At 57.0% G+C, this 19,280-nt stretch carries 18 protein-coding genes; 6 read left to right on the top strand and 12 right to left on the bottom strand.

What is annotated here, in order from left to right; genetic code table 11:
- Positions 1-10: 10 nt before the first annotated feature.
- The 8 genes from nudK to HX773_RS07815 all read right to left on the bottom strand — a co-directional run bounded on the left by nudK (position 11) and on the right by HX773_RS07815 (position 7,260).
- A complete protein-coding gene (gene nudK / locus HX773_RS07850; protein WP_176971100.1) occupies positions 11-589 on the bottom strand; it encodes a GDP-mannose pyrophosphatase NudK in 579 nt (192 codons plus the stop codon).
- A 190-nt stretch (positions 590-779) separates the two neighbouring features.
- Complete coding sequence (gene napC, locus HX773_RS07845) at positions 780-1,364, bottom strand: cytochrome c-type protein NapC (RefSeq protein ID WP_176971099.1); 585 nt, start codon at positions 1,362-1,364, stop codon at positions 780-782.
- Between the two features lie 7 nt (positions 1,365-1,371).
- Positions 1,372-1,803, bottom strand: a complete 432-nt coding sequence (gene napB, locus HX773_RS07840) for a nitrate reductase cytochrome c-type subunit (RefSeq protein ID WP_007890846.1) — start codon at positions 1,801-1,803, stop codon at positions 1,372-1,374.
- 11 nt (positions 1,804-1,814) lie between these two features.
- On the bottom strand, positions 1,815-4,301 hold the full coding sequence (gene napA, locus HX773_RS07835; protein WP_176971098.1) for a nitrate reductase catalytic subunit NapA: 2,487 nt from the start codon (positions 4,299-4,301) through the stop codon (positions 1,815-1,817).
- Entirely contained in the window at positions 4,298-4,576 is a 279-nt protein-coding gene (locus tag HX773_RS07830) for a chaperone NapD (protein ID WP_176971097.1), read from the bottom strand. The genes napA and HX773_RS07830 overlap by 4 nt, the downstream gene beginning before the upstream one ends.
- A complete protein-coding gene (gene napF, locus HX773_RS07825; RefSeq protein ID WP_176971096.1) occupies positions 4,566-5,036 on the bottom strand; it encodes a ferredoxin-type protein NapF in 471 nt (156 codons plus the stop codon). Before napF ends, HX773_RS07830 begins: the two co-directional genes overlap by 11 nt.
- Positions 5,037-5,199: 163 nt before the next feature.
- Positions 5,200-6,690 carry an L-asparagine permease gene (ansP, locus tag HX773_RS07820; RefSeq protein WP_176971095.1) on the bottom strand — a complete coding sequence of 497 codons (1,491 nt, stop codon included), beginning with the start codon at positions 6,688-6,690 and terminating at the stop codon, positions 5,200-5,202.
- Between the two features lie 297 nt (positions 6,691-6,987).
- A complete protein-coding gene (locus HX773_RS07815; RefSeq protein ID WP_008107875.1) occupies positions 6,988-7,260 on the bottom strand; it encodes a YdgH/BhsA/McbA-like domain containing protein in 273 nt (90 codons plus the stop codon).
- Positions 7,261-7,497: 237 nt separating this feature from the next.
- Here HX773_RS07815 and narQ point away from each other — a divergent pair, with 237 nt between their 5' ends.
- The 3 genes from narQ (at position 7,498) to acrD (ending at position 13,238) form a co-directional block, all read left to right on the top strand.
- A complete protein-coding gene (narQ, locus tag HX773_RS07810) occupies positions 7,498-9,186 on the top strand; it encodes a nitrate/nitrite two-component system sensor histidine kinase NarQ (protein WP_176971094.1) in 1,689 nt (562 codons plus the stop codon).
- 109 nt (positions 9,187-9,295) lie between these two features.
- Complete coding sequence (locus HX773_RS07805; RefSeq protein ID WP_176971093.1) at positions 9,296-9,928, top strand: response regulator; 633 nt, start codon at positions 9,296-9,298, stop codon at positions 9,926-9,928.
- Between the two features lie 193 nt (positions 9,929-10,121).
- Positions 10,122-13,238 (top strand): multidrug efflux RND transporter permease AcrD, encoded by a 3,117-nt coding sequence (acrD, locus tag HX773_RS07800; protein WP_176971092.1) that lies wholly within the window; start codon positions 10,122-10,124, stop codon positions 13,236-13,238.
- A 209-nt stretch (positions 13,239-13,447) separates the two neighbouring features.
- Here the strand turns inward: acrD and ypfM are convergent, their stop codons facing one another.
- The gene (ypfM, locus tag HX773_RS26135; protein ID WP_137386901.1) at positions 13,448-13,507 is read right to left on the bottom strand and encodes a protein YpfM; all 60 of its coding nucleotides are present in this window, start codon (positions 13,505-13,507) and stop codon (positions 13,448-13,450) included.
- A gap of 404 nt (positions 13,508-13,911) precedes the next feature.
- Here ypfM and HX773_RS07790 point away from each other — a divergent pair, with 404 nt between their 5' ends.
- From HX773_RS07790 to HX773_RS07780, 3 genes are read left to right on the top strand one after another with little or no spacing between them, the layout of a single operon-like run.
- Complete coding sequence (locus tag HX773_RS07790; RefSeq protein WP_176971091.1) at positions 13,912-14,280, top strand: ArsC family reductase; 369 nt, start codon at positions 13,912-13,914, stop codon at positions 14,278-14,280.
- A gap of 1 nt (position 14,281) precedes the next feature.
- Complete coding sequence (dapE, locus tag HX773_RS07785) at positions 14,282-15,409, top strand: succinyl-diaminopimelate desuccinylase (RefSeq protein ID WP_064739513.1); 1,128 nt, start codon at positions 14,282-14,284, stop codon at positions 15,407-15,409.
- 21 nt (positions 15,410-15,430) lie between these two features.
- Entirely contained in the window at positions 15,431-15,619 is a 189-nt protein-coding gene (locus tag HX773_RS07780) for a YpfN family protein (protein ID WP_008108368.1), read from the top strand.
- Between the two features lie 47 nt (positions 15,620-15,666).
- On the opposite strand, the gene ypfH is transcribed toward HX773_RS07780, so the two are convergent.
- The 3 genes from ypfH to HX773_RS07765 all read right to left on the bottom strand — a co-directional run bounded on the left by ypfH (position 15,667) and on the right by HX773_RS07765 (position 19,266).
- A complete protein-coding gene (gene ypfH / locus HX773_RS07775) occupies positions 15,667-16,362 on the bottom strand; it encodes an esterase (protein WP_176971090.1) in 696 nt (231 codons plus the stop codon).
- 73 nt (positions 16,363-16,435) lie between these two features.
- On the bottom strand, positions 16,436-18,394 hold the full coding sequence (locus HX773_RS07770; protein WP_370463591.1) for a tRNA(Met) cytidine acetyltransferase TmcA: 1,959 nt from the start codon (positions 18,392-18,394) through the stop codon (positions 16,436-16,438).
- Positions 18,394-19,266 carry a neutral zinc metallopeptidase gene (locus HX773_RS07765; protein WP_176971089.1) on the bottom strand — a complete coding sequence of 291 codons (873 nt, stop codon included), beginning with the start codon at positions 19,264-19,266 and terminating at the stop codon, positions 18,394-18,396. Before HX773_RS07765 ends, HX773_RS07770 begins: the two co-directional genes overlap by 1 nt.
- Positions 19,267-19,280: the final 14 nt, after the last annotated feature.

Here is a 19,280-nt window from a genome sequence, read left to right as displayed (position 1 = left end):
ACGGTCAAAACTACGGCTTTAACCAACCGGCGATCTGCGCATGCTGCAGCAGCATAATGGCTTTACCGTCACGAATGCGGCCATCTTTCACCATCGCCAGTGCTTCCGGGAAACTCAGTTCCAGCACGGTAATCTCTTCATCCTCAACGCCACCGCCCTTGTTGGCGCGCTGTGCATCGCTGTATTCCGCGGCGAAGAAGTGGATCAGTTCAGTCACGCCGCCCGGCGACATGTAAGCTTCAAAAACTTTATCCACTTTGCCCACCTGATAGCCGGTCTCTTCTATCGCTTCCTTGCGGATGCAATCTTCCGGCGAGTCGTCATCCAGCAGCCCGGCGCAGGTCTCAATCAGCTCGCCGCTTTCGTTGCCATTCACATAAGTGGCAATGCGGAACTGACGCACCAGCAAAACGCTATTTTTTTCAGTGTTGTACAGCAGGATGGTGGCACCGTTACCGCGATCGTAAACTTCGCGCTTGTGACGCACGACTTCGCCATTGTTGCGGGTGAGTTCGTAGGTGAAGTTGCGCAGCACAAACCAGTTTTCTGACAGCAACTTGTCTTTGATGATGTTGATCTTTAACGACATAACCGCTCCACTGCTAAATTGAGGGAGCCTGAGATGATAGGCGGAAGCGGCGGGGAAAACTATCTGAATTGTGAGGATGGAGGAGGTATAAAAAACAGGTCGCCATAAATGGCGACCCTACGGGGGAAACAAGCTGGTATGTAGGGTTGCCATTCATGGCAACCAGGTCAATCACCGCACCATGACGGGTTCAAAAACCGTTCGGCTGGTCTTTCATATCTGGCAGATGGTGCGCGATACCTTTGTGGCAATCGATACAGGTTTTCCCTTCCTCAACTGCTTTGCTGTGCATCCTGGCCGCCACGGTTTTCTGCGCGGTGAAATCCATATAATCGAAGTTGTGACAGTTACGACACTCCTGCGAATTGTTGTTTTTCATCCTGCGCCACTCGTTTTGCGCCAGCTCGATACGGTGATCCTCAAACTTTTGCGGCGTATCGATGATGCCGAAAATCTTGGCATACACTTCTTTGCTCGCCTGGATCTTACGCAGCATTTTCGGACCCCACTCGTGCGGCACGTGACAATCCGGACAGGTGGCGCGCACGCCGCTGCGGTTGTTGTAGTGCACCGTCTGCATATATTCCTGATAGACGTTATTGCGCATCTCATGGCAGCCGATACAGAACTGCTCGCGGTTGGTCATCTCCATCGCGGTGTTGAAGCCGCCCCAGAAAATGATGCCGCCAGCAAAGCCCAGAATCAGCAGCGTACCGAGCGCCAGACGACTCGGACGTCGCCACCAGCGCCAGATGCGCAGAAGTTTCTCTTTCATCATTTCCTCACTTACCGAAGCCGTCAGCCGGTTTGAAGGTGTTTTCTACCACCGGTTTGGCATCGGTTTGCGGTACGTGACACTGCAGGCAGAAGTAGCGACGCGGCGACACGGTGCTGCTCACCAGACCATCGCGATCGGTGAAGTGCGTTGGGCTGACGCGCGGCGCGCCGGTGGTGAGATAGCTCTGCGTGCCGTGACACTGCAGGCAACGGTTAACGTTTTTCGTCACCTGATAGCCATCGACGCTGTGCGGGATCACCGGCGGCTGATTGACGTAGTTCAACGGCTTGCGGCTCTGCTCTTTGGGCTGATGAATGGTGCCCTGCTGCGTGGCCGTCACTTCCGGTGACTGATTGAGATCGACGCCGTTATTGGCGTAAACCGTGCCGCCCAGCATCAGGGCGGCCAAAGTAACAAGTGTGATTAAGGGTTTCATTGCATCCTGCCTTAAATTTTAACCAGCTTGACGGCGCATTTTTTGTAATCGGTCTGCTTCGACAGCGGATCGGTGGCGTCCAGCGTGACGTTGTTGGCCAGCACGCCGGCATCAAAGAACGGCATAAATACCAGACCTTTTGGCGGCTGATTGCGACCGCGCGTTTCCACGGTGGCAAGGGTTTCACCACGACGCGACACCACGCGGACTTTTTCGCCGCGACGGAAATTGCGCTCTTTGGCATCCAGCGGATGTATATAGAGTAGCGCCTGCGGCACTGCGCGGTGCAGCTCCGGCACGCGACGCGTCATGGTGCCGGTGTGCCAGTGTTCCAGCACGCGGCCGGTACAGAACCACAGGTCGAACTCTTCATCCGGCGATTCGGCTGGCGCTTCGTATGGCAGCGCAAAAATGGTGGCTTTACCATCCGGCTTGCCGTAGAAACGCACGCCTTCACCGGCTTTAACGTAGCTGTCGTAACCTTCGCGATAGCGCCAGCGCGTCTCTTTGCCATCCACCACCGGCCAGCGCAGACCGCGCGCCTGATGGTAAACATCGAACGGCGCGAGATCGTGGCCGTGACCGCGACCAAAGCTGGCGTACTCCTCAAACAAGCCTTTCTGGATATAGAAGCCAAACTCGCGCGCTTCATCATTCAACTGGTCATCTGCCACTTCACTCAGCGGGAACTGGTTGACCTGGCCGTTGGCGTACAGCACATCAAACAACGTTTTGTCGCGCAGCTCCGGATTCTGCGCCAGCAGCGCTTCCGGCCACACTTCCGCTACCTTGAAACGTTTGGAGAAATTCACCAACTGCCACAGATCGGATTTCGCGTCGCCCGGCGCTTTCACCTGCTGATGCCAGAACTGGGTGCGACGCTCGGCGTTGCCATACGCGCCCTCTTTCTCCACCCACATCGCGGTGGGCAGAATCAGGTCAGCCGACAAGGCGCTGACGGTTGGATAGGGATCGGAAACCACGATGAAGTTGCGCTCATCGCGCCAGCCCGGCATACGCTCCTGCGTCAGGTTCGGACCAGCCTGCATGTTGTTGTTACACATCACCCAATAGGCGTTGAGCTTGCCATCTTTCAGCGCGCGATCCTGCGCCACGGCGTGCAAACCAATTTTGGCCGGCACCGTGCCCTGCGGCAGCTTCCACAGCTTCTCGGCGGTAGCGCGGTGTTTGTCATTATTGACCACCATGTCCGCCGGTAAACGGTGTGAGAAGGTGCCGACTTCACGCGCCGTGCCGCATGCTGACGGCTGGCCGGTGAGCGAGAATGGACCGGTGCCCGGACGTGAAATTTTGCCGGTCAATAAATGCAGGTTGTAGCACAGGTTATTGGCCCACACGCCGCGCGTGTGCTGGTTGAAGCCCATGGTCCAGTACGACACCACGTTGACTTTCGGATCGGCATACAGCTCGGCGAGGGCGATCAGTTGATCTTTCTCCACGCCGCTCATTTCGCTGGCTTTTTCCACCGTGTACTCGGAGACAAACTTCGCAAACTCATCGAAGCTCATCGGCGTGGATTCGCCGCTGTCCGGGTTCTTCGCCGAAGCCTGACGCGGATCGGTGGGGCGCAAGCCGTAACCGATGTCAGTCACGCCTTTGCGCAGCGTCACGTGATTCTGCAGGAAGGTTTTATCGACCTTGTTGTTCTGAATAATGTAGTTGGCGATGAAGTTGAGGATCACCAAATCGCTCTGCGGTGTGAACACTATCGCGTTATCTGCCAGCTCAAAGCTGCGATGACGATAGGTGGAAAGCACCGCCACTTTGACGTTCTCACTGCTCAGACGACGTGCGGTGATACGTGACCAGAGAATCGGGTGCATCTCCGCCATGTTCGAACCCCACAGCACAAAGGCATCGGCCTGCTCGATGTCGTCGTAGCAGCCCATCGGTTCATCCATGCCGAAGGTACGCATAAAGCCGACCACCGCTGAAGCCATGCAGTGGCGCGCGTTCGGGTCAAGGTTGTTGGTGCGGAAACCGGCTTTCATCAGCTTGGAGGCCGCATAACCTTCCCACACCGTCCATTGACCGGAACCGAACATGCCGAGCGAATCCGGGCCGTTGGCTTTCAGCGCCGCTTTGAACTTCTCTTCCATGATGTCGAAAGCTTGATCCCAACTGACCGGCGTGAACTCACCCTCTTTGGCATATTTACCGTCGGTCATGCGCAGCAGCGGCTGGGTCAGACGATCTTTCCCGTACATGATCTTCGGCAGGAAATAGCCTTTGATACAGTTCAGACCGCGGTTCACTTCTGCCTGCGGATCGCCCTGCGACGCCACTACGCGGCCATCCTGGGTGCCGACCAACACGCCACAACCGGTGCCGCAGAATCGGCACGGCGCTTTTTCCCAGCGAATTGGCGCAGCCAGTGAGGTTGCGGCTTTGGTGACGGTGGGAATGGTGAGTCCTGCAGCCGTTGCAGCAGCAGCCGCCGCATTGGCCTTCATAAAATCACGACGACTTATACTCATGATGCTTCCTTACAAGGTTCTTCAATTTCGTCTTGCTGGTGATACACCAGCGATACCGCCAACACGCCAGCGATGTTGCGGCTCTCTTCAATATTGCGCAGCAGCGCGGCGCTATCTGCCGCACCCAGCGTCACCGCCAGCGTGCCGCGCGCGGCGTCTTCCGCGGCGATGTCGCAATCGGCAAAGGCCAGCAGCGCACTTTTCACGGCGGGAATCGACGCCGGTCGCGCCTGAATCACCAGGCCGCAGACGTGCCAACTGTTTTCATGGTTCATGATGTAATCCTGTGGCTGAGACCGGGCAAGGCGCGATGCAGGCGCCGCAACCGGTGCAATGCTGCGGAAGGGTTTCAGGCTGTGCGATGCCGTTCGGCATCAGGTGGAAACGGATGGCTTGCTGTTCACAACTCTCCTGACAGCTGCGGCAATTCACGCCAAGGAAGGTGATGCAGCGGTTGTCGATGCGAATGCGCTGCGGAAACGGCTCGGTTTCACGCGCGTGGAACAGCGGCTGCGGGCAAGCGTCTGCGCAGGCGGCGCAAAACGTACATTCGCCCTGCAGAAAATCGAGGTGCGGCACTTCACCGGCAGCCAGGCGGATGATGTGGGTTTCGCAGGCCGAGACGCATTTGCCGCAGCCATCACAACCCTTATCTCCCCGCCACCACGGCAAAGCGATGCCGTCAGCAGACGCTACGCGCTGCCCGGTAAAGAGTTCACGTCGCGACAGCGCCATCGGTTCACCTTAAACGGGGGAAAGAGAGATGGTGCGTAAAATAACCTGACGCTAATGAGGGCTATATCACCCCAAAGGGGTAAATCCCGACGTGGGATCAAGTGAAGGGGAATTGAAATAGAAACGGGGGCCAAAAGGCCCCCGCAGATGAGAATCGCTGTGATTAGCGCGGTGAATCTTCCGCCAGCGTATCGTGATTCTCAGCATGATGTTCATGCTCTTTCTGCGCTTCAGCATGCACGCGTTTGCGCACACCAAACCAGCCCAGCACCAGAATCACGGCAATTAACGGAATTGATGCGATGGTGTAGGTGCCGTTTGGATAGTCAAACGCCATCAACACGAGCACGCTCGCCAGGAATAGCAGCGTCAACCATGAAGTAAACGGCGCCCACGGCAGTTTGAAGCTAACATCGTCTGCCTTGCCTTCTTTAATCGCTTTGCGCAGACGCATCTGGCACACCACGATAAAGGCCCACGACGAAATGATGCCGAGCGAAGCAAAGTTCAGAACGATTTCAAATACCTGTGAAGGCACGTAGTAGTTGAGTACCACACCAAAAATATATACACCGATGGTCACTAAAATACCGGCATACGGCACCTGCTGTTTGCTCATCTTCGACATGAACTGTGGTGCAGAACCGCCCATCGACATCGAACGCAGGATACGCCCGGTAGAATAAAGCCCCGAGTTGAGGCTCGACAGTGCAGCGCTCAGCACCACGATGTTCATCACGCTACCGATATAAGGCACGCCAAGTTTAGAGAAGAAGGTCACAAACGGACTTTGTCCCGCCTGATAGGCATTCCACGGCAGCAGCAGCACCAGCAACACCACCGAACCGACGTAGAACAGGCCGATACGCCAGATCACGCTGTTGATGGCTTTTGGCAGCATGGTTTTGGGATCTTTACATTCGCCTGCGGCGGTGCCCACCAGCTCAATCGAGGCGAAGGCGAACACCACGCCCTGCACCAACACCAGCGCTGGCAGCAAACCGTGCGGGAAGAAGCCGCCGTTATCGGTGATCAAGTGGAATCCTGTGGTGTTGCCGTCGAGCGGCTTACCGCTTCCCAGGAATATCGTTCCCACAATTAAGAACGCCACAATCGCCAACACTTTCACCAGTGCGAACCAGAACTCCATTTCGGCGAACCACTTCACGCCGATCATGTTCATGGTGCCGACAATCGCCAGCGCGCCCAGCGCAAACACCCACTGCGGCACATCGCCAAACGCGCCCCAATAGTGCATGTAGAGCGCGACAGCGGTGATATCGACGATACCGGTCATCGCCCAGTTTACGAAGTACATCCAGCCCGCAACGTAAGACGCTTTTTCCCCAAGGAATTCACGTGCATAAGAAACAAAGCTGCCGCTGGAAGGACGGTGTAATACCAGTTCGCCCAACGCACGGAGGATAAAGAAGGAGAAGATACCGCACACCAGATAAACCAGCGCCAGTGCAGGACCGGCCATTTGCAGGCGCGCGCCAGCACCGAGGAACAGACCGGTACCGATAGCACCGCCGATGGCGATCATTTGTACCTGACGATTACCCATTGCTTTGTGGTAACCGCTGTCGTGCGAGTTGAGCCAGCGTCTTTTCGCAGCGCGTTGTTCGGCTGCGGTTTTTTTAGTTGATTTCATAGCTATCCTGTTTGTCCTGACCATCAATCACCGCCGAACCAAACGATTGCGTACGGCGGTGCGAAATGGGGTAAAAACCCGGTGTCACAGCGGCGGAACGATGTCGCGTGGCGGGGTGGGAATTTACGGCGATGAATCCTACCCGTTCTGCAAGAACGAAGCAAAAAATACCGCCAGGCTGCACAAGATGAATTGTAATAATCCGTCGCGGTGCACAAAAAAACCGGTCAGAGGGCTGACCGGTAAAGGGATGGCTACAGGGATAACTACTACTACAGGGATAACTACTGGAGGGAATTAACGGTAAATCTCTGCGGTGCCGCTCCACAGGCTGGAATCACCTGGGGTTTGTACACCAATAACACGATAGCCGCTGGCACCTTCCTCTTGCGCTTTTTGCGATAGATGACGCGTTGCATCATCCAGCGTACCGCGCACGCCGCTGATGGAAACGGTGCCCGCGCTTTGCAGGTTTTGCGCTTGGGTGGCGCTTACGGGTTGGGCCGCCAGCGTCGAGAAACTTGCGGTGGCAAGCAGTGCAGCAGTAAGAACGGCATAACGTCTCTTCATGTGATGCTCCTGTTGTCTTCCGTTAAGGTTTACAGGACTCATTATCACGCAGGGAATGAAAACCAGGTTGAGCAAGCGGTAAAGCCGTTTAATATTTCGCCAGCTAAGCGCGGGTTATTTAGGGAAAGGTAAAGAGAAAGGGTTTTATCTGTTAAAAGTAACCTGATGTGACGAGATCGAACTCGCCGTCACCGCACGGCTGCCCTATAATCCCCCGCTCTTACAAGGGTTATTACTGTGATTGTGAAACGTCCCGTTACTCGAACCATTGCGCGCGCACTTAGCGTGATTGTACTGCTGTCGCTCTTGACCACCGGGCTGGCGCTGATGACGCTCTCCAGCAGCCTGCGCGATGCCGAAGCGGTAAATGTCGCCGGATCGCTGCGTATGCAGATTTACCGCCTGGCGTGGGACAGCACCCGCGATCCGCAGCAGCTGGAACATCACATTCAACTCTACCGGCAAACGCTGGAATCCCCGGCGCTGCAGCATTTGCAGCGCGCGTGGGTGCCGGTTGAAGTGAGTAGCCGCTATCGCTATCTGCGTGACAGCTGGCCGATGCTGCAGGAGACGTTGCAGCCCGAGCGAGCGCAAATCTACCAGCAGCGTGTCGCGGGCTACGTCAGCGAGATCGACCGTTTCGTGCTGGCATTGCAGCATTATGCTGAACTGAAGATGCATCTGGTGGCCGCCAGCAGCCTGTTCGGTTTTCTGGCAATTGTGGCGCTGGCGCTGTGGACGATTCGCTTTATCCGCCGCAACGTGGTGCGGCCGCTCAACGCGCTGGTGACCGCCAGCCAATATGTTGAGCAGGCGAATTTCGCTTTTCCGCCGCTGCCGGTGCAACAGCCGAATGAACTGGGCGTACTGGCGCAGGCCTTCACCACCATGGCGGAACGACTGCATTCACACTATCGCCTGCTGGAGTGCGCGGTACGCGATAAAACCGAAGATCTCACCCAGGCCAATCGCACGCTTTCCCTGCTGTATGAAAGTTCACAAATTCTCACCAGCAGCCCACCCAATCCCGAACTGTTTCAGGGATTGCTGCGTCTGGTTCAGCGGCGTGAAGCGCTAACGGTGCTGAAAATTGTCAGCGAGGGAATTGAGTTTCAGGCCGGTGTGGCGGCGGATGAGGTGAGCTGGCAGCGTTTACCCTTGATGCAGGAAGAGCAGCGGCTGGGCGAGCTGTGCTGGCAAACCCATCGCGCACCGCCCGCCGACGAACTGATGCAGAGCCTGGCGAACATGCTGGCGCGCGCGCTGTGGATTTGGCAGACGCAAAAGCAGTATCAGCAGATGCTATTAATAGAAGAGCGCGCCACCATTGCGCGGGAATTGCACGATTCGCTGGCGCAGTCGCTCTCTTTCCTGCGCATCCAGCTGGCGCTGCTGCGGCGTAATGTCGATGAGTCACAACCGCAGGCGCTGGCGATTATCGCTGATTTTGATCGCGCGCTGGCCGAAGCCTATCAGCAACTGCGCGAACTGCTGACCACCTTCCGTCTGACCATCGAACAGGCCGATTTGGTGCAGGCGATGCAGGCGATGATTGCACCGCTGCAGGAGCAATCGCAGGCGGCGATTGACTTCGATTATCAGCCCGGATTACAGACGCTGGATGCGCAGCAGCAAGTGCATGTGTTGCAGATTGCACGCGAAGCGCTGCTCAACGCAATTCGCCATGCGCAGGCGCAGAATATTCAGATTCACTATCAGCGTGTCGCTGATGAGGACCACTTACTGACCATCGAAGACGATGGCTGCGGCATCAGCAGCCTCGAAGAGCCGCCGGGACATTATGGTCTCACCATCATGGCGGAGCGCGCCGCGCGGTTATCCGGCACGCTGATGATAACTCCGCAGGCGCAAGGCACACGCGTCACGCTGCGTTTTCCGCCGCCCCCGGCGCATCGGTTGAGCTGACAGATTATAGAGCGCACCTTCTGTAGCGGCGCGATTCATCGCGCAATAAATTGCGCCGCTACGGCAGGTGCGTTATTGAAATAAAGTTGCATTTAATACTGGAGACATTATGGCTAACCCTTCCCTGACTATTATGATCGTTGACGATCATCCGCTGATGCGCCGTGGTATTCGCCAGCTGCTGGCGCTGGAACCGCGGCTGGACGTGGTGGCGGAAGCCAATAACGGCACCGAAGCGTTGGCCGAAGCGCGCCGGTTGTCGCCGGATGTCATCCTGCTGGATCTCAACATGAAAGGGATGTCCGGTCTGGATACGCTAAAAGCGCTGCGTAACGAAGGCATCGCCGCACGGATTCTGGTGCTGACGGTTTCCGATGCGCGCAGTGATATTTACGCAATGGTGGATGCCGGTGCCGACGGCTATCTGCTCAAGGACAGCGAACCTGAACTGCTGCTGGCGCAGGTGATGCGCGGCGCGAAGGGTGAAAACGTGTTTAGCGAGGCGGTGGCCGATTATCTGGCGACGCGTCAGCCGACGTCAAATCCGTTCAAACAGCTCACCGAACGCGAGCTGGATGTGCTGCAGGAAGTGGCGCGCGGATTATCGAATAAGGAGATCGCCGCCACCTTGCATATCTCCGAAGAGACGGTAAAAGTGCACATTCGCAACCTGCTGCGTAAGCTGGATGTCCGTTCGCGCGTTGCCGCTACGGTACTGTGGCTGGAGAGCCGACATCTGTAGTCGCGCACAAAAAAACGTCACTATATTCACACTTTCTCCATAATTTACTCACGATTCTCTAATTTGCTCAGCGTAAAGTGGTAATAGCAGGAGTTTTGAAGAGCGCCTTGCCCTCCGCCAGCGTGACGCCTTTCGCGCATCACGCTCATCATAATAAAAGTAAAAAAATACGCAGTTGAGGAGTGTCGGTTCCATGTCGAATTTTTTTATCGACCGCCCCATTTTTGCCTGGGTTCTGTCTATTCTGCTCTGCCTGTGCGGCACGCTGGCGATCATCTCGCTACCGGTTGAACAATATCCCGACCTCGCGCCGCCTAACGTGCGTATCACCGCCAACTATCCCGGCGCATCCGCGGAAACGCTGGAAAACACCGTCACGCAAGTTATCGAACAGAACATGACCGGCATCGATAATTTGATGTACATGTCCTCCAACAGCAGCAATACCGGCCAGGCACAAATCACCCTCACCTTTACCGCTGGCACCAATCCCGATGAAGCGCGCCAGCAGGTGCAAAACCAATTGCAAAGTGCGCTACGTAAACTGCCCGCGGCGGTACAGTCACAAGGCGTGACGGTTAATAAAACCGGTGATAGCAATATCCTGATGATTGCCTTCGTCTCTACCGACGGAAGTATGGACAAACAGGATATTTCAGATTATGTCGCCAGTAACATTCAGGATCCGCTCAGCCGTGTTGATGGCGTCGGCCAGGTGGATGCTTACGGCTCGCAATACGCGATGCGTATCTGGCTCGATCCCAACAAGCTGATTGCCTACGCGCTAACCACCGAAGACGTGGTGAGCGCGATTGAATCGCAAAACGCGCAGGTGGCGGTGGGTCAGGTGGGCGGATTACCGTCGGTGGACAAACAAGCGCTCAACGCCACGGTGAATGCGCAGTCGATGCTGCAAACCCCCGAACAGTTCAAAGCGGTGACGCTGAAAACCAACAGCGACGGCTCGGTGGTGACGCTCGGCGATGTGGCAGATGTGGCGATGGGCGCGGAAAAGTATGACTTCCTCAGCCGCTACAATGGTCAGGCGGCATCGGGGCTCGGCATTAAGCTGGCTTCCGGTGCCAATGAGATGAACACCGACAAACTGGTGCGCGAGCGTATTGAGGAGTTATCGCATTACTTCCCGCACGGGCTGGAAGCCAAAGTCGCTTACGAAACCACGCCGTTCGTGAAGGCCTCAATTAAAGATGTGGTGAAAACCCTGCTGGAAGCGATCCTGCTGGTATTCCTTGTGATGTATCTGTTCCTGCAAAACTTCCGTGCCACGCTGATCCCGACTATTGCCGTGCCGGTGGTGCTGCTTGGCACCTTTGCGGTGCTCTACGCCTTTGGTTACAGCATCAACACCTTAACGATGTTCGCCATGGTGCTCGCCATCGGCTTGCTGGTGGATGATGCCATCGTGGTGGTGGAAAACGTCGAGCGCATCATGAGCGAGGAAGGTCTGTCGCCGCGCGCCGCCACGCGCAAATCGATGGGCCAGATTCAGGGCGCGCTGGTCGGCATTGCGCTGGTGCTGTCGGCGGTGTTTGTGCCGATGGCGTTCTTCGGCGGCACCGTCGGCGCCATCTATCGCCAGTTCTCGATCACTATCGTTTCGGCGATGGTGCTTTCGGTATTGGTGGCGATGATTCTGACGCCCGCGCTCTGTTCCACGCTGCTGAAACCGCTGGGGCAAGGACATCATCACGGTCGTCGTGGCTTCTTCGGCTGGTTTAACCGCACCTTCAACGCCAGCGCGGAACGTTACGAGCGCGGCGTCGCCAAAATTCTGCGCAAAGGCGGCCGCTGGCTGCTGCTCTATCTCGCGATTATCGGCCTTATGGCATTCCTGTTTATTCGCCTGCCCACCTCGTTCCTGCCGCTGGAAGATCGCGGCGTATTTCTGACGCAGGTGCAATTGCCCGCCGGTTCAACGCTGCAACAAACCTCGAACGTGGTGGCGAAGGTCGAGAATTACTACATGACGCAGGAGAAAGACAATGTGGTCTCGGTGTTCTCCACCATCGGTGCCGGGCCCGGCGGTAACGGCCAGAACGTCGCGCGTCTGTTCGTTCGTTTGAAAGATTGGGAAGAGCGTCCGGGCAGCGATCGCACCTCTTTCGCCATCATCGAACGTGCGACCAAAGCCTTCCACAAGATCAACGAAGCGCGCGTTATCGCCAGCAGTCCGCCAGCGATTACCGGCATGGGCAGTTCGTCGGGCTTCGATATGGAGCTGCAGGATCACGGCGGCATCGGCCACACGCAGTTAATGGCAATGCGCGATAAGTTGCTTGAGCTGGCTGACAGCAATCCGGCGCTGTCGCGCGTGCGTCACAACGGCCTCGACGACAGCCCGCAGTTGCAGATTGATGTCGACCAGCGCAAAGCGCAGGCGCTTGGCGTGTCGCTGGATACCATCAATGACACCTTAACCACCGCGTGGGGCTCGACCTACGTCAATGACTTCCTCGATCGTGGCCGCGTGAAGAAAGTCTACGTGCAGGCGGCGGCAGAGTTCCGCATGCTGCCGGAAGATGTGAATAAGTGGTATGTGCGTAACAACAGCGGCAGCATGGTGCCCTTCTCCGCCTTCGCCACCAGCCACTGGCAAACCGGCTCGCCGCGTCTGGAGCGCTACAACGGTTACTCTGCGCTGGAGATTGTCGGTGAAGCGGCGAACGGCGTCAGCAGCGGTACCGCGATGGACGTGATGGAAAAACTGGTTGGGCAGCTGCCGCTCGGCGTCGGCTTCCAGTGGACCGGCGCCTCCTATCAAGAGCGCTTGTCCGGTTCGCAGGCACCGGCGCTGTATGCGATTTCGCTGCTGGTGGTGTTCCTGTGTCTGGCGGCGTTGTATGAGAGCTGGTCGATTCCGTTCTCGGTGATGCTGGTAGTGCCACTCGGCGTGGTCGGTGCGCTGGTGGCAACCTGGATGCGCGGGCTGGAAAACGATGTCTATTTCCAGGTGGGATTGCTTACGGTGATCGGTTTGTCGGCGAAGAATGCCATTTTGATTGTGGAGTTCGCCAATGAGATCAACAGCAAAGGCCGTGAACTGATGGAGTCGACGCTTGAAGCCTCGCGTCAGCGCCTGCGCCCGATTCTGATGACTTCGCTGGCATTTATCTTCGGCGTGCTGCCGATGGCGATCAGCAGCGGCGCCGGTTCCGGCAGCCAGCACGCGGTGGGTACCGGCGTGATGGGCGGGATGATTTCCGCTACCGTGCTGGCGATTTTCTTTGTGCCGCTGTTTTTTGTGGTGGTGCGCCGCCGCTTCCCGCTGAAAGAGAAGCCGCACGATTAAGCATGTCATAGCGCAATGAATTGCGCCGCTACGGTATGTGCGGACATCAGGTTCCGCGCATATCAAGTGCACACACTTGTAGCGGCGCGATTCATCGCGCGCTGTTAAATTAATAAAAAAAGCCGCCATGAACATCAATGGCGGCTTTATTGTTGTGTGTGGTAAGAATTACAGCAAGTTGGGAAGTGCCCTGCTTTTCTCTTCACGCGTTACTTACGTAACATCGCTTCGATGAATTCTTTCCAGTTTCCCATTTCGGTGTCGACCATAAAATCCTCTCTTATTGTAGCGGCAATTCTACGCCGTTTTTTTCTGGTGGTGAATACGTTTCCACCTGTTATCACTATCGGCAAAAGCGGTGAAAAGCTTCAATCTGTTGAAAATGCGTACTGACGCACATTTCAGCAACTCTATAATGCGTCAGGAAAAATGCCTGACTTAAATCGGGTAGCAGAAATCCGCGCTTAAGATAATCCTTAGTGGCTTAATGATGTCGCAGGCAATTATTAAGTGCGTAAGTGAAAGCGCTTCCCGGCCCTAAGTAATAAAATTTATAACGACAAAAGGGTCATGAAAAATAGCTGAATAAGGCCGGCTTTCGCCGTCAGCGCTCACAGCCCTTAGAGCGCTGTGGTAAACTCGCGCTTTATTTTTTACTAAACGGGAATAAGCGATGACAGCGCAGTGGGTGATGTACGGAATTAAAAATTGCGACACGATCAAAAAAGCACGCAACGCTTTAGAAATTTCCGGCATCGACTATCGTTTTCACGACTATCGCGTGGATGGCATTGATGACGCGCTGCTGCAATCGTTTATCGATCAGCTCGGTCATGAGGCGCTGCTCAATACGCGCGGTACCACGTGGCGCAAGCTGCCGGAAGCCGAACGCGACGCGGTAAACGATGCCGCCAGCGCCAAAGCGGTGATGCTGGCGCAGCCTGCCATCATCAAGCGTCCGGTGTTAGCCGCGCCGAATGGCGATCTGCTGGTCGGCTTCAAAGATTCCCTTTATTCCGCCTTTATCCAGGAGAAGTCATAACATGTTCTGTCCGGTTATTGAGCTGGCTCAGCAGCTTATCCGTCGCCCTTCTCTCAGCCCGGATGATGCCGGTTGTCAGGCGCTGCTGATTGCGCGTCTGGAAGCCATCGGCTTTACGGTTGAGCCGATGCACATCGGCGATACGCTGAACTTTTGGGCAACGCGCGGCCAGGGCGAAACGCTGGCGTTTGCCGGTCATACCGATGTGGTACCGCCGGGCGACGCCAACCGCTGGATCAGCCCGCCGTTTGAGCCAAGCATCCGCGACGGCATGCTGTTTGGCCGCGGGGCCGCCGATATGAAAGGTTCGCTGGCGGCGATGGTGGTGGCAGCGGAACGCTTTGTTGCCGCTAACCCGCAGCATAAAGGTCGCCTGGCGTTTCTGATTACCTCCGATGAAGAAGCCAGCGCGGTTAACGGTACGGTGAAAGTGGTTGAGCGTTTGATGGCGCGCAACGAACGCATGGATTATTGCCTGGTCGGCGAACCGTCGAGCACCGAGATCGTGGGTGATGTGGTGAAGAATGGCCGTCGCGGCTCAATGACCGCTAATCTCACCCTTCACGGCGTGCAGGGCCACGTAGCCTATCCGCATCTGGCGGATAATCCGGTGCATCGCGCCATGCCTGCGCTGAATGAGCTGGTAGAAACAGTATGGGATGAAGGCAACGAATTCTTCCCGCCGACCAGCATGCAGATCGCCAACGTGCAGGCCGGAACCGGCAGCAACAACGTGATTCCTGGCGAATTCTTTGTGCAGTTCAACTTCCGTTTCAGCACGCAGTTGACCGATCAGATGATTAAAGATCGCGTGGCGGAACTGCTCGATCGCCATCAGCTGCGCTATACGCTGGAGTGGAATGTTTCCGGTCAACCGTTCCTGACATCACGCGGTAAGCTGGTGGATGCCGTGGTGAACGCTGTGGCGCACTATAATGAGATTAAGCCGCAGTTGCTGACTACCGGCGGCACCTCCGATGGGCGCTTTATTGCGCGCATGGGTGCGCAGGTGGTGGAACTGGGCCCGGTGAACGCCACCATTCATAAGATCAATGAGTGCGTGAAAGCGTCAGATTTGCAGATGCTGAGCCGTATGTATCAGCGCATCATGGAACAGCTGATCGCCTAAGCGCGCAGAAGGAGAAAGGGGATGGAATTCTTTAAAGAGTACTGGTGGATCCTGGTGATCCTGCTGATGGTTGGTATTTTGATGAACGTTTACAAAGACCTAAAACGTATCGACCATAAAAAATTCATGGACAACAAACCGACGTTACCGCCGCATCGTGATTTCAACGATAAATGGGATGACGAGGACGACTGGCCGAAGAAAAAATAATCGTCATATCACTAACGGCGCGATAACTCGCGCCGTTACGCATCCTGCTACATCATCATAACCACATCATCATCGCCCGGCTTGGAACCGCTTAGCGCCTCATCGAAGTAACGACGCGGCACGGTATAACGCAGATGATTCAGCGCCAGCTCCATGCTGCGATCGTTAATCGCGTGTGGTAAATCTTCCACCACATCCAGCGTGACATCGCCGCCCAACGACAACAGACGTTGCTTCGCCTCTTCGGCGCGCTGCAGCGGGATCTGTTCATCGTAATCGCCATGAATCAGATGAATGGTGTTGCGCGTGCTGGCCCGCAACGGCAGCGTGGCATAGCGGCCGCTGAACACAATCGCGCGTCCCGCCAAATCCGGCTGCGCTTTCATGCCTTCCAGCACCATGATGCCGCCCTGGGAAAAGCCCACCAGCGCCGTGGCTTCGGCACGCACGCCGCTCTCCTGCTGCCAGTGACGCACCGATCCCACGAACTCTGGCATGATCGCATCCACGCCCTGCTGTTCCGAACGATCGTGCGGCGGAATATCGGCAAACCACTGACGTCCTTGCGGCACGCTGCCCGCGTAAGGTGCACCAACCGACACCACCAGCGCTTGCGGGAACGCCTTGGCGAACCAGCTGCCAATCTGTGCCATCGAATCCGGGTTGTCGTTGATGCCGTGATACAGCAGAAACAGCTGTGCTGCACTGCTGGGTTGCTGAACAATTACATATCGTAGTGCCATAAGATCCTCCTCAAATCACTATACGCCGCTGCTGGCACAGAGATATCGGGAAAATTTGAACGAGATAATGGATTTATTGCAATGAACGCAGCCGCTGCGCCGCATCAGGATTGAGGTGAATCAGTGCTGCGGCAGCTTCCGATCGTAGCTGTTTTATCAAGGCCTTACGCCCGCTGAGACCGGCATGTTGCGCGGCGTGGGTTAGCGTCTGTTTTTGCAGCAGGATGGCATTCAACAACGGTGAAGGAGACTGGCGCACCAGCCGCTGAAGCGCCGCATAGCTGGCTTCGAACGGGCGCTGCGCCCAGGCAAAACCGGCCAGCAGCGCCCAGTCATCGTCGTTCAGCTGTTGATTGGCATCGCTTGCCAGCGTTAACGGCAGTTCGATAATCGCTTGCAGCCACGGCCAATCACGCGCCAGGCGCTGCGCGGCCTGCTGTTGTAGCGCTTCGCCTGCCGCAGAGATTGCCAGCATCGCCATCGCCGCATAACAGCCGCTGCTGGCTTCGCGCTGCGAGCCAATCCGCACCAGCGTAAAACCGCAGGCGCGCCAGAAGCGCCACAAAGATTCGGTGTAGCCAAAACTCACGGAGAGATAATCACAGTTCTGCGCCTGTTGGCGTGCCATGACCACCAGCGCTTTGCCGATCCCGCGCTGGCGCTGTGACGCCTGCACCGCAATCCGGCTAATGCGCAGTGAGCGCAGCGTCGCCGCCTGCACGAAACCGGCATGGGCCGCCAGCGATTGCGCCACCAGATTGCCGCGCGGCCGGCGATGACCGGCCCACACTGCGTCGGCCAATGGCTGATCCAGGCCGCCCTCTTCCACCAGCCACAGCGCGCCAGTTACCTGTTCGGCTTCACCCGCCAACCAAAAACGCATGCCGGGCGCATCCAGCATGCGCCGCAAATCCAGAGGCGAAGTGCGATAGTGCGCGCTGGCAAGCAGACGATAGCCCGCTTCCAGCGCCGTTACGTTGTTTTCCGGCGTTGCTGGATAAATCGCGATCTCACCGCTTGCGCGGCTCTCCTGCGCATCTTCAAACAGCAACGCCTGGCTGAGCCACTGCTCCAGCGGATCGTTCGGCGACCAGCGCAACGGCTCATCGAGCTGGAAGTAGCGCACATCCGGCAAGGTGGCGCAGAAGCGCAGCATAAAGCCGCGTCCGGTGCCTTCGTAACCTTGCACGGTGGTGATAAGTAGCACGCGCGGGAAACGTTGCACCAGCTGTTGCAGGATAGGCGCGGGAATGGCGGCAGCTTCATCGACAATCAGCCACTGCGCCGGAGGTGGCGGTTGCTGCGCGAGAATGGCATCGGGCGCCATGAAACTGAAATGCTCACCGGCAAACGCTGCCAGCACCGCCGTGGAGACTTTGGCTGGCGCCGTGACTAAACCGTGTTGATTGCGCTGCGCCAGCATGCCGGCCAACGCCGATTTGCCGCGACCGCGCGCGGCGGTGATCACCGCCACGCCCTGCGGCATCGCTTCAAGCTGTTCAAGGATTTGCGCCTGCTGCTGCGGCGCCTGACAGCGCCAGTCGGGCAGATGCGTTTCCACGGGATAACGCACCGCTTGATGCTGGCGTTGCAACATCACCTGCGCGTCTTGCCGTATCAGTGCTTGCAGGTGGTGGATAAAATGCGGCGTGGCGATCGGCTCGGCGACATCCGCCCAGCGCAGGCTGTCGGCATCGGTTTGATTGGGCCAGCTTTCCCAATCAGGCGTTAACAGCAATAACCAGCTACCCGCGTGTAAGGTTCCAGCCAACGCTGCAAAAGCTTCGGCGTGAAAACCGCGGCGGGCATCAAATATCGCATGCTGGAATTCACGGCCCAGCAAGGTGCGTAAGGCAGCGGGCGCGACGGCCTGCGGGAAATCGGCGCTATCGCTCACCGTTAGCCAGTCGCCGGGCAGCGCGGTATGCCAACCTGTGGCCTGCTGCTGTGCCCACTCCGCATCACCCGCTATAACGCTAAGGCGGCGAATGCCTGCACGCTGCATCGCCGCCGTCGGTTCAATCAAGGAGATCACTTGCTAGCGAAGGTGTTGCACTGCCCGGGATCGCCGCTATCAAAACCGCGTTTCAGCCAGGTGTAACGCTGCTGAGAGGTGCCATGCGTGAAGCTGTCTGGCACTACGCGGCCCTGACCTTTCTGTTGCAGGCGATCGTCGCCAATTGCTTCAGCGGCGTTGAGCGCTTCCTGCAGATCGCCCACTTCCAGAATGTTTTGCTGATCCATGTAATGGCCCCAAACGCCGGCGAAGCAATCCGCCTGCAGCTCCATTTTCACCGACAGCTGATTCGCCTGCGCCTGGCTGGCGCCCTGCTGCATCTGACGCACTTTCGGCTCAATGCCCAGCAGCTTTTGTACGTGATGGCCCACTTCATGCGCAATCACATAGCCTTGCGCAAAGTCGCCACCGGCACCGAGTTTGGTTTTCATGTCATCGTAGAATGACAAATCGATATACACGGTTTGATCGGCAGGACAGTAAAACGGCCCCATCGCCGATTGGCCGGTCCCGCAGTTGGTGCGCGTCGCCCCGCGATACATCACCAGCTTCGGCGGCACGTACTGTTTGTTCATCTGCTGGAACAGTTTGCTCCAGGTATCTTCGGTGGTCGCCAGAATCACCGAGGTGAATTTGGCATCTTCGTTGCTCTGCGCGGTGTTTACCTGACGCTGCTGCGACGTTGGCGCGACATTACCGCCGCCGCCTTCCAATAGCGCGGTGAGGTCGTAGCCGTAATAGCCGGCAACGGCGACCACCACCAGCAAGATAAGGCCGCCTTTGCCGCGTGGAATGCGGATTTGCCGTCCACCACCGCCGCCAAGGCCAGGTGAATCATTGCGTCGATCTTCTACATTGTCGCTTTCACGACGCCCTTGCCAGCGCATGGTCTAACTCCTTT

The sequence above is a fragment of the Pantoea sp. B9002 genome (genome assembly GCF_013385945.1).
Taxonomy (GTDB): Bacteria; Pseudomonadota; Gammaproteobacteria; order Enterobacterales; family Enterobacteriaceae; genus Pantoea.
This window is presented reverse-complemented; position numbering and strand designations above follow the sequence as displayed.